Annotated in this window: 16 protein-coding genes; 4 read left to right on the top strand and 12 right to left on the bottom strand. The window is 69.7% G+C overall.

Going from position 1 to position 15417, the window contains the following annotated elements; translation table 11 throughout:
- The gene (locus ACZ63D_RS06685) at nt 1-1368 is read left to right on the top strand and encodes a CoA transferase (protein ID WP_465353292.1); all 1368 of its coding nucleotides are present in this window, start codon (nt 1-3) and stop codon (nt 1366-1368) included.
- A gap of 580 nt (nt 1369-1948) precedes the next feature.
- Here ACZ63D_RS06685 and ACZ63D_RS06680 read toward each other — a convergent pair.
- The 10 genes from ACZ63D_RS06680 to ACZ63D_RS06635 all read right to left on the bottom strand — a co-directional run bounded on the left by ACZ63D_RS06680 (nt 1949) and on the right by ACZ63D_RS06635 (nt 10072).
- Entirely contained in the window at nt 1949-2728 is a 780-nt protein-coding gene (locus ACZ63D_RS06680; protein ID WP_465353291.1) for a TIGR04222 domain-containing membrane protein, read from the bottom strand.
- Between the two features lie 101 nt (nt 2729-2829).
- On the bottom strand, nt 2830-3156 hold the full coding sequence (locus tag ACZ63D_RS06675) for an SCO6045 C-terminal-like domain-containing protein (protein ID WP_465353290.1): 327 nt from the start codon (nt 3154-3156) through the stop codon (nt 2830-2832).
- Nucleotides 3153-3956 (bottom strand): MbnB/TglH/ChrH family RiPP precursor modification enzyme, encoded by an 804-nt coding sequence (locus ACZ63D_RS06670; RefSeq protein ID WP_465353289.1) that lies wholly within the window; start codon nt 3954-3956, stop codon nt 3153-3155. The genes ACZ63D_RS06675 and ACZ63D_RS06670 overlap by 4 nt, the downstream gene beginning before the upstream one ends.
- Nucleotides 3957-4070: 114 nt before the next feature.
- Entirely contained in the window at nt 4071-5018 is a 948-nt protein-coding gene (locus tag ACZ63D_RS06665) for a TIGR04222 domain-containing membrane protein (RefSeq protein ID WP_465353288.1), read from the bottom strand.
- Nucleotides 5019-5117: 99 nt separating this feature from the next.
- A complete protein-coding gene (locus tag ACZ63D_RS06660; RefSeq protein ID WP_465353287.1) occupies nt 5118-6041 on the bottom strand; it encodes a TIGR04222 domain-containing membrane protein in 924 nt (307 codons plus the stop codon).
- 111 nt (nt 6042-6152) lie between these two features.
- Nucleotides 6153-6581 (bottom strand): peptide-methionine (R)-S-oxide reductase MsrB, encoded by a 429-nt coding sequence (gene msrB / locus ACZ63D_RS06655; protein WP_465353286.1) that lies wholly within the window; start codon nt 6579-6581, stop codon nt 6153-6155.
- A 19-nt stretch (nt 6582-6600) separates the two neighbouring features.
- Nucleotides 6601-6906: a hypothetical protein gene (locus ACZ63D_RS06650; RefSeq protein ID WP_116206679.1), complete on the bottom strand. Its 306-nt coding sequence runs from the start codon at nt 6904-6906 to the stop codon at nt 6601-6603.
- A gap of 174 nt (nt 6907-7080) precedes the next feature.
- A complete protein-coding gene (locus tag ACZ63D_RS06645; protein ID WP_465353285.1) occupies nt 7081-7476 on the bottom strand; it encodes a hypothetical protein in 396 nt (131 codons plus the stop codon).
- 167 nt (nt 7477-7643) lie between these two features.
- Nucleotides 7644-9281, bottom strand: coding sequence for a serine/threonine-protein kinase (locus ACZ63D_RS06640; protein ID WP_465353707.1), 1638 nt, complete (start codon nt 9279-9281; stop codon nt 7644-7646).
- Between the two features lie 116 nt (nt 9282-9397).
- Entirely contained in the window at nt 9398-10072 is a 675-nt protein-coding gene (locus ACZ63D_RS06635) for a TVP38/TMEM64 family protein (protein ID WP_465353284.1), read from the bottom strand.
- 37 nt (nt 10073-10109) lie between these two features.
- Here ACZ63D_RS06635 and ACZ63D_RS06630 point away from each other — a divergent pair, with 37 nt between their 5' ends.
- The 3 genes from ACZ63D_RS06630 to ACZ63D_RS06620 all read left to right on the top strand — a co-directional run bounded on the left by ACZ63D_RS06630 (nt 10110) and on the right by ACZ63D_RS06620 (nt 13060).
- A complete protein-coding gene (locus ACZ63D_RS06630) occupies nt 10110-11132 on the top strand; it encodes a DNA polymerase domain-containing protein (protein ID WP_465353283.1) in 1023 nt (340 codons plus the stop codon).
- A gap of 191 nt (nt 11133-11323) precedes the next feature.
- The gene (locus ACZ63D_RS06625) at nt 11324-11716 is read left to right on the top strand and encodes a DUF6221 family protein (protein ID WP_037713305.1); all 393 of its coding nucleotides are present in this window, start codon (nt 11324-11326) and stop codon (nt 11714-11716) included.
- A gap of 348 nt (nt 11717-12064) precedes the next feature.
- Complete coding sequence (locus ACZ63D_RS06620; RefSeq protein WP_465353706.1) at nt 12065-13060, top strand: LLM class flavin-dependent oxidoreductase; 996 nt, start codon at nt 12065-12067, stop codon at nt 13058-13060.
- On the opposite strand, the gene ACZ63D_RS06615 is transcribed toward ACZ63D_RS06620, so the two are convergent.
- Both ACZ63D_RS06615 and ACZ63D_RS06610 read right to left on the bottom strand, forming a co-directional pair.
- Nucleotides 13057-13713: a maleylpyruvate isomerase N-terminal domain-containing protein gene (locus tag ACZ63D_RS06615; RefSeq protein ID WP_465353282.1), complete on the bottom strand. Its 657-nt coding sequence runs from the start codon at nt 13711-13713 to the stop codon at nt 13057-13059. The two genes, ACZ63D_RS06620 and ACZ63D_RS06615, sit on opposite strands and share 4 nt — an antisense overlap.
- A gap of 41 nt (nt 13714-13754) precedes the next feature.
- The gene (locus ACZ63D_RS06610) at nt 13755-15347 is read right to left on the bottom strand and encodes a PucR family transcriptional regulator (protein WP_465353281.1); all 1593 of its coding nucleotides are present in this window, start codon (nt 15345-15347) and stop codon (nt 13755-13757) included.
- Nucleotides 15348-15417: the final 70 nt, after the last annotated feature.

Genomic DNA, 15417 nt, shown 5'->3' with positions numbered 1-15417 from the left:
GTGCAGGACGTACTCGCCGGGGCCTGGCAGTCGCTCGCCGGGGAACCGCTGCCCGCCGTGTCCTTGACCGGCGACGAATCCGTGCTGCCCGGGCACTTCCGGGTCCCCGCGATGGCGACCGCGAGCATCGCCGCGGCCACCCTCTCCGCCGGTGAACTGCTGCGGCTGCGCGGCATCGAACCCGGCACGGTGTCGGTCGACACCCGGCACGCCGCCGCCGCGTTCCGCAGCGAGCATTTGCTGCGCATCGACGGCGAACCCGGGCCGAGCCCGTGGGGCCGCATCGCGGGCGACTACCGCGCCGCCGACGGCTGGATCAAGCTGCACTGCAACACCACCCGGCACGAGGCCGCGGTCTGCTGGGCGCTCGGCGTTCCGGCGACCCGCGAAGCGGTGACCAAGGCCGTGGCCGGGAAAACCACGGCGGAAGTCGAATCCGCCGTGGTGACCGCGGGCGGCGCGGCAGCGTTGATGCGCTCGCGCGAGGACTGGCTGGCGCATCCGCAAGGCCGGGCCGTCGCGGAACTGCCGCTGGTCGAGCTGAACCGGATCGGTGAAGCGCCCAAGCGCGCCCTGTTCGACTCGGACCGCCCGCTGGGCGGCGTCCGCGTGCTGGAACTGACGCACGTGCTCGCCGGACCGGTCGCGGGCCGCGTACTGGCCGCGCACGGCGCGAACGTGCTGCACGTCGGCGCCGCGCACCTGCCGCGGATTCCCGTGCTGACCATGGACACCGGCCAGGGCAAGCGCTCCGCGTTCATCGCACTCGACACCGAGGGCGGCCGCGCGAAGCTGAAGAAGCTCATCGCCCGCGCGGACGTCCTGCTCCAGACCTTCCGACCCGGCGCACTCGCCCGGATCGGCTTCGGCCCGGAACAACTCGCCGAACTACGCCCCGGCCTCGTAGTGGCGGACGTGTCGGCCTACGGCTGGACCGGCCCGTGGTCCCGCCGCCGCGGCTTCGACAGCCTCGTGCAGATGTCGTCCGGCATCGCCGAGGAGTACGCCACCGACGCCCCGGCTCCGCTGCCCGCGCAAGCGCTCGACCACGCCACCGGCTGGCTGACCGCCGCCGCCATCATGACGGCCCTGCGCCACACCGTCACCGACGGCGGCACCTGGCACGCCCGGCTCTCCCTGGCCGGTACCGGACGGTGGCTGGATTCCTTGGGCCGCAAGGATCCCGAACCGTCCGAAGTGGACTACACGGACCTCCTGGAAACGGTCGACAGCGACTTCGGCCGGATGACTCGCGTCCGGATGGCCGGAGAGCTGCCAGGCTCGCCGCCGCACTGGGACCACCCGTCACACCGGCCCGGCACGGACACCGCGGTGTGGTCCACGGTCGTGCCTCAGCCGGTCTCGTAAGCGCCGTCCGGGCTGGTGGCGTTCGCGAGTGCCGCGCTGATCGAGTCGGGACTCGCCGTGACGCACTTCGCGGGTGCCGCGCCAGTCTCGTGCGGGTGCCACCAGTCCCGTGAACGCTGCCGGTTTGTGCGCATGTCCGGCCGCAGGCACCGCAGTACTCCACCGGCCTCCGGAGTGCCGTGGGCCTCGCGAGCACCGTGAGGTTATCGTGCGGGCACCGACAGGCCTGCGAACGCAGCCGGTCGCTGCGCACCTCCGGCTTGCGGGTGGCGCACCAGTTCTCGCGAGCGCTGCCAGTCCCGGGCGTGCCGCGACGGCCTCGTGTGGATGCCGCCCCGCCGCCGCGAGCCTCGGGTCGGTCTCCTGCGTGTGCCGTCGGCTTCGCGAGCGCAACCGGCCCACGGGTGCGGGCTGGCGCACCAGCCTCGTGAGCGCTGCGTGCGTGCCGCGACGGCCTCGTGGAGCTGCCGCCCCGCCGTCGCGAGCCTCGCGTCGGTCTCCTGCGAGCGCCGCCAGCCCCGCAAACACCGCCGGATGCCGTGCCGAGTCACCCTCGTGAGCGCCACTCGCGACGCAGCGGCTAAATCGGCATAAGCCCTCCCGTGATCCGCTTGTCCGGATAAGCCACCAGCCCGCCCAGCGCGACGAGTTCAGCCGGGCCTGTCCCACCGCCGCCAGCGGCCTGCTGTCCGGCCTGGGCGAGCACTGTCGCCCCGGCAGTCGTCGGCGGCAGAGAGCTGACCTTCCGTTCGGCGAACTTCTTGGTGATCCGCTGACTGCCGACGAGACAGAGCCAGAACGTCAGCCCGGCCTCGGCGAAGGCGATCAGCACCATGGCGTTCAGATGACCCCGGCCGAGGTCGTAGACCAACCGGCCCACCCCGCCCGCCACGACGAGCACGCCGACCGCGACCAGCGTGTACCCGAGGCCCGTCAACGGTCGTCGCCGACTGACCAGTCGCCGCTGGACCAAATCGCTTTCGAGTGCCCGTATCGCGGGCTTGACCGCAGGCGAACGCGCGACCCACGACGCCAGGCGGCCGCGTCCGGCCGCCTGGTGCACGGCTTGCTCAAGCTGCGGCGACGCCGGCGGCGGACCGGCCGCGATGACCTCACCCCGCTCGCCGACCCGCAGCTGGCCCCGCGCGAGCAGCGCCGCGATCGCGGTCTCGACCACCCGAGGCCGCCCGTCGGCCAGGTACGCGACGTCGTACACATCGCGCGGCACGGCAGCGGACTCCGGCACGGACGCCTGCTTGGCCAGCTTGTCCTTGCCGGTGGCCAGAATGCTCACCATGCCCACGGCGGTGGCCGCGTAGACGAGATACATCGGGGCCAAGGCCGCCCAGAATCCGTTCACGACAGGTTCCCTCTCTCCCGGCTCGGCAGAGATCGGATAACACCGCCGTAACCAGACATGTCGCCAGCGTAGCCAGCACCACCGACAAAACCGGAACAGGCTCAGCGCCGAAACCACCTGCGGCGAGGTTTCGGCAGGTCACCGCGGGTGATGAGCCACTCCGCGAACGCGTCGGCGTACTCGCGCGCCCGGATCGAAGTCGTCTTAGGCCGCTCCGCGGCGTAGGCGTCGAACAACGGCCGATACCGCGCGCCCAGCGTCTCGGGCAGGTCCGGTCGCAGGTACGCCACCAGCCGTCGGCGCTTAGCCAGCAGGACGTCCGCCTCGACGCGCAACCGCGTGGCATCGAAGCCGGACGGCGCCTCGGCCCCGGTCAACAGGCTGTCCAACAGTGCAGCCTGCCGAGCAGCCAGTTCTTCACGGCTCACAGCATCACCGCGGTCCGCAGCGCGACCAGTTCGGCAGCGAGTTCGGAATCGGTGGGGTAGTCGTCGTCGCGCTCCAGGAGAACGCCCGGCGGATCCGTGCGTCGACGCAGTTCGGCCAGCAGCTCCAGCACCTCTGGCAGCACGGGATGCGCGTGCGTGTCGTGATAAACCCCGTCGCGCTCCACGCCGCCCGCCATATGCACGTAGGCGAGCCTTTCCCACGGAATCCCGTCCAGGAACGCCACCGGATCGGTGCCCACGTTGCGCGCGTTCGCGTACAGATTCGCGACGTCGATGATCAGCAGGCAGCCGGTCCGTTCGGTCAGCTCGGTGAGGAATTGTTCCTCGGTCAGCTCGCTTTCCGGCCACTCCAGCAACGCGGCGATGTTCTCCAGCGCCAACGGAACATCCACAATGGACTGCGCGAGCCGGACGTTGTCCACCAGCACGTCCAGCGCCTCGCGGGTGCGCGGCAGCGGCATCAGATGCCCGGAGTCGAGCCCGCCCGCGCGGACGAAACACACGTGGTCGCTGGCCAGCGGCGCGTCGAGGGCCCTCGCCAGCTCGGCGAGGTGCTCAACCCGTGCGGTGTCTAGCGGCTCAGCCCCGCCCAAGGACAGCGACACCGCGTGCGGCAGCACCGGCATCCCGCGGTCCTTCAACGCCAGCAAGCTTTCCGGCAGGTGCGGGGCGTGCAGGTTCTCCGCGACCACCTCGACCCAGTCGACGCCCGGCAGCCGCGCGACCGACAGGTCCAGTTCCGGCCGCCAGCCGATGCCGATCCCCAAGCGGTCAGCCACCGCACCCACCTCCGTCTCCGCCCGACGACGTTTCAACGCCAAGCTTGTCGCATAGTCCGCAGCTCGCCAGGCACTGCGGGCACGGCGTCTCCCACCTCGAACTGGACCGCGCCGCTATCCGCCGCAGCCGCCGCCCCCACCGCAACTGCTGCCTCCGCCGCACGAAGACCCGCTGCTGCACGAGGAACCACTGCTGCACGACGATCCGCCGCTCGAACCGCCGCCCCCGCCCCAGGTGCTCCCACCGCCGCTGATCAGGGCCGAACTCATCTCCTCGTCCGGATACAGCGCGATACCGCCGAGCGCGACCACCGCCGCGGCGCCGACGAGCATCGCTCCGCTGCCGCTCCGGTTCGGAGCGGCGAATTCCTCCGGCCGTTCCTCAGCGGCTTTCGCGTCCTCGCGGGCTCGCGCCACGATCGCGTGGCCCGCGTCGGTCGCATGGGTCGTCTTCGAGCCCTTTCGGACCACGTAAGCGATCAACGTCAAGGTCCCGGCGACGAAGAGCAGGCCGATCAGCCCGCCGATCGGCCTGCCCAGTTGCGCTCCGTTGACCGCGCGGACGATGCCGATCAGCAGCAGCACCGCGTACGCCGCCACGATGCCCAGGCGGAAGCCGCCCAGTCCGTCGCCGGCCGCGACCAGCCCGCGCCGTTCGAGGTCCTCGCGGATCTTCTCCACCTCCGGCTGGACCACCGGTGACCTGCGCACCATCGCCACGGTCGCCGTGCCGCTCTGCGCGACGTCGTGCACCGCGCGTTCCAGACCTTTCCGAGACGGTCGCTTGCCGATCGCGCTCAGCTTGCCCTTGCTGCTCACCCGCAGCAGTTCCTGTTCCAGCAAGGTCGCGATCGCGGTGTCGACCGTGCGGTCGGAGCCGCCGGCCAGGTAGGCGAGCTGGTAGACGTCCGGCCGCAGCGGCGCGTCGACGGTGGCGGGTGCGTTCCGCCGCCGGGACTGCGCGATCGCCGGCCAGCTCACCTGCACCAGCAGCACGACGGCCAGCGCCAGACCGAAGATCAGCAGGAATTGCGGGCCCGAAATGCCCCACGGTTCGTCCACGGTTTTCCCCCTCTTCTCAGCGTTGCCGGAACCCTAACCGGCCGATCGCCGGATGCTGTCGGCAGAACTGACGTGCCTGATGCACGATTCGTTCCCGATTCAGCTGTTCCCGCCGCCGCAGCCGCCTCCTCCGCACCCGCTGCCGCATCCGGAGCCGCACCCCGACCCGCAGCCGCCGCCGCAGCCCGCTCCGCCGCCGCATCCAGACCCGCAGCCCGCGCCGGCCGCCCAGTACCCCGCCGCCCCGGCGAACCCGCCTGCGGCACCGGCGCCCGCTATCGCCGCCCCGGTCCGCCGCGTCGCCGGAAGCCCGCGAAGCAGGGCGACCCGCAACTCGCGATCCGGATGATTCGCCAGCCCGCCCACCGCGACGCTGCCAGTCAGGCCGCTGAGCAGGCTCTCGTCCGGCCACGCCGCTTCGGCTGCCTGCCGGCCGGCGTCGGTCGGCCGGACCCTCCGAGCAGCCCGGCGGCGGGATACCGCGGCGAACGCGAACCATCCCGGCAGCAGAACCGAGAGCAGCGCGAAGCCGTTCAGCCAGCCGACGAACGCCGCCACCCCGGCCGCGGCCAGCACTGCTTCCCCGATCGCGGTCCACTTCCACGCATTCCGCAGCGCTTGGCCGTCCACGAGCAGGCCTCGCCTAGTCAGATCCTCGACCAGTTCGCGCACCGCTTCGCCCCAGACGAGGCCACGCAGCACGGTCGCGATCCCGATCCCCGTACCGGCCAGTTCGGCGGCCTCCCGGCTCAACGCGTCGGACGGTGCGGTCGGCGTGCGATACAGCCGTCCCACGGAATCCGCGCGAAGCTGCTCCCGCTCCAGCATCGAGGCGACCGTCGTCTCGGCTACCCGGATCGGACCGTTCGTCAGCAACGCGACCTGTGCCGCGGACGTCAGCCGGGTTTCGGGGTGTCTGCCCCGGTGCAATCGGGCCGCCGCCCGCCGTCCGAGCCACCAGCAGGCCAGCGCCAGCACCAGGATCAGCGCGGCCGGCATCGCGCGTTCGATCGTCCAGTCCATCACGGTCCCCCTCCGGATGAACAATCCACGCTACCCGCTCGCACGGGGTTGCCGCCGGACGAAAAACCGCCCTCCCCGGGACGGGAAGGGCGGTCTTGCGGGACTCAGGCGTCAGTCTGCGGAGTCCTCGACGAGCTTCAGGGAAATCGAGTTGATGCAGTACCGCTGGTCCGTCGGGGTCGCGTAGCCCTCGCCCTCGAACACGTGCCCGAGGTGGCTGTGGCAGGAGGCGCACAGCACCTCGATGCGCCGCATGCCCATGGTGCGGTCCTCGCGCAGCAGCACCGCGTCGGAATCCGCCGGGTCGTAGAACGACGGCCAGCCGCAGTGGCTTTCGAACTTCGTGTCGCTGCGGAACAGCTCCGCGCCGCAGGCCCGGCACTCGTACACGCCGGTGGTCTTGGTGTCGGTGTACTCGCCGGTGAACGGCCGTTCGGTGCCCGCCTGCCGGAGTACCGCGTACTCGTCGGGGGACAGTTGCTCCCGCCATTCCTGGTCGGACTTCACCACGCGCGGAGTGGTGCCGACGACGGGTTTCATACCTTTCACCCTTCCCACGTTACCTGGACAAAAAAGCGACCGTGTGCAGCGCGATGTCCCAGGCGGTGACCAGCAGCCCGAGCACGATCAGCACCACGACCAGCGCGGACACCCAGTAGCGGAGCCCGCCGGTGCGGGTGCTGGAATCGGCGAAGTCGGCGACCTGGTCCAGGCACGCCTCGACGGTGAAGGTCGGCCCGGTGCGCTCCATCCGGTCGAGATGGGCGGCGAACGCACGGGCCTCCGGGTCGTACGGATCCAGCCCGACCAGATCCTCGTGGAACCGAGGATTCCAGCCTGGCGGCAGAGCTCCGTTCTCGGCCATGCCTCAACGGTAGGCCATCCGCCCCGCTGGACCCACCTCTGCGGCGAGTGTCACTGCTGCCCGGGCGAAGCGAGAGGCGAGCGGACCAGGAGAGACGAACCGTTTTCGGCTACCGGAATCGCTCGCGTCGGCACCCTCGGTGAGGGGGGTGGGCGTGGACCGGAGCGCCGACGATCACACGCAGAGCGCGGCGGTGGAGAAGAGCTGGCCGGTGCTCGAATTCTTCAGCAACCCATAGTTGCATCCCGGACCGACCCAGGTGGGCCAGGTTTGCCCGTAAATATTGTGGTAGCTCATCGCGATATCAGGTGATCCGAACATCGTGCCGGCCGGATTCTTCCAGATGAGATGACCGACGAACGGGTTTCCGGCCCACTTTTCGTACGTTATTTCGATTTGCCCCTGTTGTCCTGCGGGGGAGATGTACAGGCAGATCTGCCCGTTCCCGATGTTTTTGCAGGTGCTGGAGCCGATCTTGGCGGCCGGGCTGGCGTACGCGCCAGCCGGGAAGATTGTCAGAAATCCGAGAAGGAGGCTTGCCAGGATGTACGCTTTCGCGCGTGGACGCATGCTCCAGGGCTCCCTGTGTCCGGATATTTTGATGTGCTCGTACGGTAGTCAATCGAGTTTTGTGCGAGCAATACGCCATCGGTGTTCTTCGCGATGTCCGGAATTCCGTCGAGCAGGGGCGCGAAAGTTCATTTCTGCTGCTCGGGCATGCGATTTCGCCGCGCGCGTCACTGCGCTGGCGTACCGGTCCCGAGGCGCGGATCGCTGTTGATCATCAAGGTGCCGTCGTCCGAGGCGATGACCTGGACGATTTTCTGCGCCGGCGCACCGCCTTCCGGAACGACGGTGATCTGAACGTCGACGGAGCCGTCCGGGTTGTTCTTGCGCTTGTATACGTTCGCGCCGCCATAGGACGACAGCTTGTTCTGTCCCCAGTACGAGGCGAACGCGGCCTGGTCGCCGAAGATTGCCTGTGCCGAGGGGGTCAACATCGCCCACCCGGTCGGCGACCCGACGTTCTGGTAGAAGTCGACGGCCAGCTTGCCCGCAGGACCCCACTGCACGTTGCCACTGGACTTGACCGGCGGAGCCGAAGAGCTCGGCGTGCTCGACGGAGTCGCCGGAGCGGACGAGCTCGACGCCGGCGGCTGCGCGTTCGTAGCCCCGCCCTTGTCCCGGGTGTTGCTCAACACCAGGAACACCACCAACGCCACCGCGACCACCGCCACGGCCCCGCCAGCGAGGAACGCCATCTTCTTCTTCCGCGCCGCCGCAGGAGAAACCCGCTCTCCCGACCCCGCGCCGGAGTAGTTCGGTGCAGCAGCCGTCGGCGTCGGCCGCACCGCGGGCTGCGGGCGCGCCGGAGTATTGGGCGGGGAAGCGGGACGCGAAGGCGCGCCCATCGGCATAAAGGCCGCAGTCGGCGTCCGCGGCGGGTTCGACGGGGCCTTGGGCGCGGCCGCGGCAGCAGCCGCCGGAGCAGCGTTGCGTGCCCACGGCGGGCGGGACCCGTTGCTCCCCGGACCGCGGTTGCCCGACAGCAACTGCTGCGGCGCGGCCGGCTCCCCGGACGCCAGCTGAGCCAGCCGTTCCCGCGCCTCGGCCATGCTCGGCCGCTCGGAAGCCTCGCTGCGCAGCAGGCTCATCAGCAACGCGGTCGCCGGACCGGCCTGCGTCGGCGGGTTGACCTGGCCGTTCGCCGCCGCGTACAGCAGCGCGAGCTGGTTCGTGGTGTTGCCGTACGGGGTCTGTCCCTCGATCGCCTGGTACAGCGTCGCGCCGAGGGCGAAGACGTCCGAGCTGGGCACCGGGTCGGCACCGCGGGCCAGTTCGGGCGCGAGATAGGCCGGGGTGCCGCCGATGAGGCCGGTCTGGGTGAGCGTCATGTCGCCGGCCGCGCGGGAAATGCCGAAGTCGGTGATCTTCGCGGTGCCGGTTTCGTCGATGAGGATGTTGCCGGGCTTGACGTCCCGGTGCACGATCCCGGCGCGGTGCGCGGCCACGAGCGCCGCGGCGACCTGCTCGCCGATCCGCGCGACCTGGCCGACCGGCAGCGTGCCCTTTTCGGCCAGCACCGCGGACAGGCTCGGGCCGTCGAGGTACTCCATCACCAGGCACGGGTCCCCGCCGTGCTCGGCGACGTCGAACACGACGATCGCGTTGGGGTGCTGGAAGCGGGCGGCGTTCTTCGCCTCGCGCATGGCGCGCTGGCGCATGTTGTCGCGTTCGGCCTCGGAGACGCCCGGCTGCGGCAGGATCTGCTTGATCGCCACGGACCGCTCCAGGCGCACGTCGACGGCACGCCACACCACGCCCATGGCACCGCTACCAATGTGCTCGACGAGGCGGTAGTGCCCCGCGATCAGCTGCCCGGTGTCGATGACGCCCGCTCCTGACAAATGTCCCGTGATCGTGGTCGTGCGCAGCGCGGATCCCCTCGCGCACCCGGACGAGTGTAGCGGTCGGAAGTACCTGCCCGCCGTCAGCCAGCCGGTGCGGACGGCACGGGAGCCTCCGGCTCGGCGACCGGGACGCGCTTCCGCAGCACCCGCACCAATCCTGCCGCGCCGAGCGCCGCGAAGACCGCGTAGCAAGCCAGCAAAGCGGGTGGCGTGTCGCCGGTGAGGGCGTCCGCGAAAACTACCACCGCGATGGTTCCGGGGACGCTCCCGAGTGCGGTTCCGGCAAGGTAGGGAACGAGTTTCACGGACGAAACGCCGCACAGGTAGTTCATCGCCGAAAACGGGACGACCGGGATCAACCGCAACGATGTGATGGCGAGCACGCCGCCGTCGGAGAGCCGGTCGTTGACGGCCCGCACCGGCGCGCGGTGCAGATGCCGCAGGATCAAGTCCCGGCCGAGCAGCCGGGCCAGCCCGTATGCCAGAGCGGCGGCGATCGTGGTGGCCGCCAAGGCGATGAACACTCCCGCGACGCTGCCGACGAGCAGCCCGGCGGCGAGGTTGAACACCGTCCGCGGAATTGGCGCGACGGTGAGCAAGGAGTAGGCCACGAGGAGCACGAGCGGAGTCATCGATCCGGTCGCCGCGGCCCAGGTGCGCAGCTGCGCGGGGCCGGGAATCGGCAGCCACAGCGCCGCGGCGCCGAGAAGAGCCAGCACGGCCAGGGCGACGATCAGCTTGGTTCTCCCGGACACCCCGCCACGGTACGGCACTCGCGGCTACGGTGGCCGCATGGCCAAAAACGGCGATCCGGTCGAGTACCAGGTGGGGGACCGCACCGTCCGGGTGTCGAGCCCGGACAAGGTCTATTTCCCCGAGCGCGGCATCACGAAGCGGCAGGTGGTCGAGTACTACCTCGCCGTGGCCGACCCGTTGCTGCGCGCGATCGGCGAACGGCCGACCACGTTGAAACGCTACGTCGACGGCGTCACCGGCGAGTGGTTCTACGCCAAACGCGTGCCCAAAGGCGCTCCGGACTGGCTCGAGACCGCGCGGATCACCTTCCCGTCCGGCCGGACCGCTGACGAGGTCTGCCCGACCGAACCCGCGGTGTTCGCCTGGGCGGCCAACCTCGGCACCTTCGACTTCCACCCGTGGCCGGTGCGCCGGCCCGACCTGGACCACCCGGACGAACTGCGGATCGACGTCGACCCGCCGGAACGCGCCGGGTTCGCCGACGCGGTCGAGGTCGCCGGCGTCGTCCGCGAGGTGCTCGCCGACGCCGGGCTCACCGGCTACCCCAAGACCTCCGGAGGCCGCGGCGTGCACGTTCTCGTGCGGATCCGCCCGGAATGGGACTTCATCGCGGTGCGGCACGCGGTGATCGCGCTCGGCCGCGAGGTCGAACGGCGGGTTCCGGACAAGGCGACGGTGTCCTGGTGGAAGGAGGAACGCGGCGGCCGCGTCTTCCTCGACTACAACCAGGCAGCACGAGACCGGACGGTCGCCTCCTCCTGGTCGGTGCGCGGCACCCCGCGCGCGACCGTGTCGACGCCGCTGACCTGGGATTTGCTCGCCGACGTCGACCCGGACGACTTCGACGTCCTGACCGTCCCCGATTTCCTCGCCGAGCACGGCGACCTGCACGCGCCGATGGACGAAAAGGCGTTCGGCCTGGAGACGCTGCTGGAGTGGTACGAGCGGGACGACCGGGACCTCGGCGGCGCGGAGCTTCCCTACCCGCCGGATTACCCGAAAATGCCCGGCGAACCGAAGCGGGTGCAACCGAGCAAGGCCCGTTCCGACCAGGCGTGATCGGCCGATTGCCGGGTGTGATCACTCTCGGTGATCAACAGTGCGGGCAATTTCGTGGACGTTTCCGCAGGTCGTCACCAGTTTTTCGACGTCGGTTACCCTGGGGAGTGCCGCTAGGTGGTAACGCGCCGGGGTCGAGGTGCGACTATTGCCGGAACCGGAGGGGGCCGGGACCGGAGGAGGGAGACGTCGTGGACGACCTGATCGCGTTCCTCGCCGCGCGCGTCGGACAGCGGCAGGCGCTGATCATGCAGGCGGTGCAGAAGGGCAAGGCCGGCGAACCGCTTACTCGCGGGGAGGCCAAGGTCGGGCTGGAGGAGCGGGTTCGGTCCCTTGGCGACCTTGAGCTTGACGTGGTCAACCAGATGATCAACGAGATCGAGGCGACGCGGCGGATCATGCTCGCGCATCGGACCACGGTGTCGGAGAAGGTGCCCGGGTTTCCGCTGTATGGCAGCGAGTATTGGTGCGAGACGTGTCACGTGCCCGCGGATGAGGCTGGGTCGAATTGGTGTTTGACGTTGCGGTTGCTGGCGTTGCCGTATGCGGATCATCCGGATTACAGCGAGCGGTGGAGGCCTTGATCCTGGGTCGGGGGTAGCTCGTCGCCCTGGCGGGCGACATTGCATGCGGGGGGTTGCGTGGGGCACCCCGAAGCTTGATTGTGCTGACGGTCTGGGGGTGCTTGTCAAGGCGGGAAAGATGCCTTGACAAGCACCCCCAGACCGCAGGGAAGGCTTCGTATCGGGGTGTGGGGGAGGGGCTGGGTGCCTCGATCGTTGGGTGTGGCGGCTGCGGTGTGGTTGGTGGGTCGTGAGGGAACCCGGGGGGAATCAGATTCCGTGGGGCTGGTCCCGCACGTACGGAGCTGTCAGGGTGGCTGCCTTCGTGGACTTCGGGGCGGGAATTCGGGCTAAGCGGATGGTGTTGGCCTGAGCGTGGACGTTCGGATTTCGGTGCTGGACCGGTCGCCTGTGCGGCGGGGGCGGGGGAGCGCGCAGGCTATCCGGGACACGGTCGCGTTCGCGCGGGACATCGAAGCGCTCGGCTATCACCGGTTTTGGGTTTCCGAGCACCACGGCGTGCCTGGGGTCGCTGGGTCCGCGCCTGCGGTGCTCGCGTCAGCCGTTGCGTCGGCGACGTCTCGGATTCGGGTTGGCTCTGGCGGGGTGATGCTGCCCAATCATCGGCCGCTGGTGGTTGCCGAGCAGTTCGGGATTCTCGAGTCCTTGTTCCCGGGGCGGATCGACCTCGGGATCGGGCGGTCGGTCGGGTTCATCGAGCCGGTTCGGCGGGCGCTCGGGCAGGGCAAGGACGCGGCAGACGGCTTCGACGGCCAGGTTCGCGAGCTTCTCGCCTTCTTCCGTGGCGAGCACGAAGGTGTGCACGCGATTCCGGCCGAAGGGCTGTCTGTGCCTCTGTTTCTGCTCGCGACAGGTGCGGGCGCGGATCTCGCCGCGGGCCTGGGGTTGCCGCTGGTGATCGCTCCGGCGCATGGCCAGCGTGCGATGGTGGAGGCGATTTCCCGCTATCGCGACACGTTCCGGTCCGATGTGGACGATCCCTATGTCGTCGTGTCGACAGCGGTCGCGGTAGCGGACACCGCGGAGGAAGCCCGGCGGCTGCTGGTTCCCGAGGCATGGTCCACTGTGTACTCGCGCAGCCATGGCGTGTTCCCGCCGCTTTCCCCGGCGGAAGAGATTCTGGCGCTGCCGATGACCGACCGGGAGCGTCGTCGTCTCGAGGACACGTTGGCCGGGCAGATCAGCGGCACTCCGGACGAGGTCGGGGAACGTCTCGCGGAGTTGGTCGCGTCGACTGGGGCGGACGAGTTGCTTGTCAGCACCAGTACTTACGACCCGGCCGCGCGGGTCGAATCGTTTGCCGCGCTTGCCGAGTTGACCGCTAGGGAACGGCTTTCGGTCTAGCCCAGGACGATCGGCAGCTTCTTCGCCAACGATCCCAGTGCCGCCTTTTCGCTGTCGGTCGCGGCGCGGCGGCCGGTCGCGATCAGGAGTGCGGACTGGTCGTCCAGCGCCGACGGCAGCGGCGCACCCAGCGCGGTCTCTACCGTCCGCCGGGTCGCTGCCAGGCAGTCCGGGTCTGGACCGTCCACTCCGGACAGATGCAGGACCAGGTCCAGGTGGTGCAGGGTGGCTTCCACGACGTAGGTCTCGAAATAGTCCGCGACCGTCAGCACGTAGTCGCGGGTTTCGACCTTCGACGTCGGGTCCGCGAGAGCCGCAGCGCGTCCGGCTGCCTGGGCCAGGTCGTCGAAGTGGTGCAGAAGCCCGGCTATGGTGCCGTAGCTGAGCGCCGCGCGGCGGGTGAACAGGCTTTCCGGCTCCAGGCCGGTCGGCAGGTCGGTGCTGAGTTCCCAGTACTGGGCGGCGGTGTGCGTCGGCTCTTCGTCCCTCGGGGTCGCGAGCGTGATCAGGATGTCTTGCGCGTCGATGACCAGGTGGAACACCAGGTCCTGCACCAGCCAGCCAGTGCAGCCCGACGGGGCCAGCCATTGCCCGCCTTCAAGCGATTTCACGGCGTTCTGCAGGGCGTTCCACGAGCGGAAGAAGAGATCCACGACGGCACTTTAGCGAGCACGAACCCCCACGGCATCCGATTTTACAGACGCAGCAACAATTCAGTGAGCAGCCGTTGAGCCGGATCGGTCAGGTCGATGCCGGAGACTTCCGACGCTCGTCGCACCCGGTAGCGGACGGTGTTCGGGTGGATGTTCAGCGAGCGGGCGGCCGTGCGGACGTCTCCGAAAGCGTTCAGGTACGCCAGCACCGCGGGCACCAGGATGTCGCCGTGATCGGCGTCGTGGGCGCGTAGTTCGGCTAGGCGAGGATCGCGCAACCGGGGCTGATCTCCCAGGTAGGCCAACACTTCCGACAGGAGGACGTCGGCGCGGACGTCGGCCAGCGACGCGACGTCGGACGGCCAATGGCCCCGCGACATCGCCATCAGGACCCGGTCGGCATCGCCGCGCGACAACGCGGCATCTGACAGTCTCGGCACAATGCCGCCTAGCGCGGCGCGGACTGGTGCGTCGAGGTGTTTTCGTGCTGCGCCAACGATTTCCTTCGCCAACGCCAGCACGGCGGCGTCCGAGTGTTCTGGCAGATCCGGCAGCAACGCGTACACCCGGCCGCTGAGCACGCTTACGAGCGCGGTTCGCCGATAGGCCGCGGTATGCACGGCGATCAGGTGCACCAGTTCGGCTCGGCGCAGCAAGCGGTCCGAAGCGGCGGTCGACTGCTGCCGAGAGAGCGTGAATGCCAATACTTGGGCTGGGCGCGCCGGATCGGCGCCGATGTCGTCCGCGACGGACTCCGCGTCGACCCGGCCTTCCAGCAACCCGGCCAGCAAATCCTCGCGCAGTCGAAGTTGCGGATCGGGCAGGGTTCGGGCGCGGATCAGTTGCGGGGCAAGCGTTCTGCTCGCGCCGAGAAGAGCGACCTCGGCTTGTTCGGTCAGCGGCTGCGCGCCTTCCTGCACCCAGATCGTGCCGAGCGGTTGCGATCCGGCGTGAATCCCGGCGGCGATGCGGCGGCGGATCCCCAGCTCCGGGCGTTCGTCCACGCGCACAATGCCTTCACCGGCCCGCAATCGCTGGTAGACGCCCCATTCGCGGAGGATCGCGAGGTACCGTTCCGGTCCTTCGCGGCCCAGAATCGACAACCGGCGCAGCTCGTCCACCTCGTCGCCTGCCCTTGAGTACGCCAGCACGCGGCTCGCGGTGTCCTCGATGCTGACCAGACCGCCGGTGAGTGTCGCGACTGTCTGGGCCAGTGCGAACAGGTCGCCGAGCACCTCGCCGGTTTCGGCTTCGCCGCCTGCTCGGGCCGCATCGACCACACCGCGTGCCAAGGCCTCGACCTGCTCCCACCGCGCCTCCGCACCGACGGTGAGCAGCGCGACGCCAGCGTCCGCAGCGACGTCTGTGCCGCCTTCGCCCTTCACTGCCACCGCAGCTGCCCCGGCGCGTCCGGCCGCCCGGATCGCCGCGGCTGCCGAGCGGCCCCGGGCTCCGATCACCAGGACCAGGTCGCCGGGGTGCGTTTCGGGCGGGTCCTCGGGGTCGAGGATCACCACGTCCTGCACGGGAACGCCCAGCCCGCGCGGCGCGACGAGCACCCGCACGAGCGGTTCGCCGAGCGTCGCGAGCACGTGCCGCAGCGAGGCGCCGGCGAACGGTTCGGCGGCTGTCATTGGATAGGCCGATCGGACAAAACCATATGGGCGATTCTAGCCGCTTGGACAAACCCCTGGACGTCTCGCG

Source organism: Amycolatopsis sp. NPDC104775, assembly GCF_055583325.1.
This window is presented reverse-complemented; position numbering and strand designations above follow the sequence as displayed.

Excerpts from the sequence above, each read along its gene's own strand:
- ACZ63D_RS06660 (WP_465353287.1), bottom strand. The coding sequence starts at position 6,041 with ATGGACTGGACGATCGAACGCGCGATGCCGGCCGCGCTGATCCTGGTG.
- msrB (WP_465353286.1), bottom strand. The coding sequence starts at position 6,581 with ATGAAACCCGTCGTCGGCACCACTCCGCGCGTGGTGAAGTCCGACCAG.
- ACZ63D_RS06650 (WP_116206679.1), bottom strand. The coding sequence starts at position 6,906 with ATGGCCGAGAACGGAGCTCTGCCGCCAGGCTGGAATCCTCGGTTCCAC.
- ACZ63D_RS06645 (WP_465353285.1), bottom strand. The coding sequence starts at position 7,476 with ATGCGTCCACGCGCGAAAGCGTACATCCTGGCAAGCCTCCTTCTCGGA.
- ACZ63D_RS06630 (WP_465353283.1), top strand. The coding sequence starts at position 10,110 with ATGGCCAAAAACGGCGATCCGGTCGAGTACCAGGTGGGGGACCGCACC.
- ACZ63D_RS06610 (WP_465353281.1), bottom strand. The coding sequence starts at position 15,347 with ATGACAGCCGCCGAACCGTTCGCCGGCGCCTCGCTGCGGCACGTGCTC.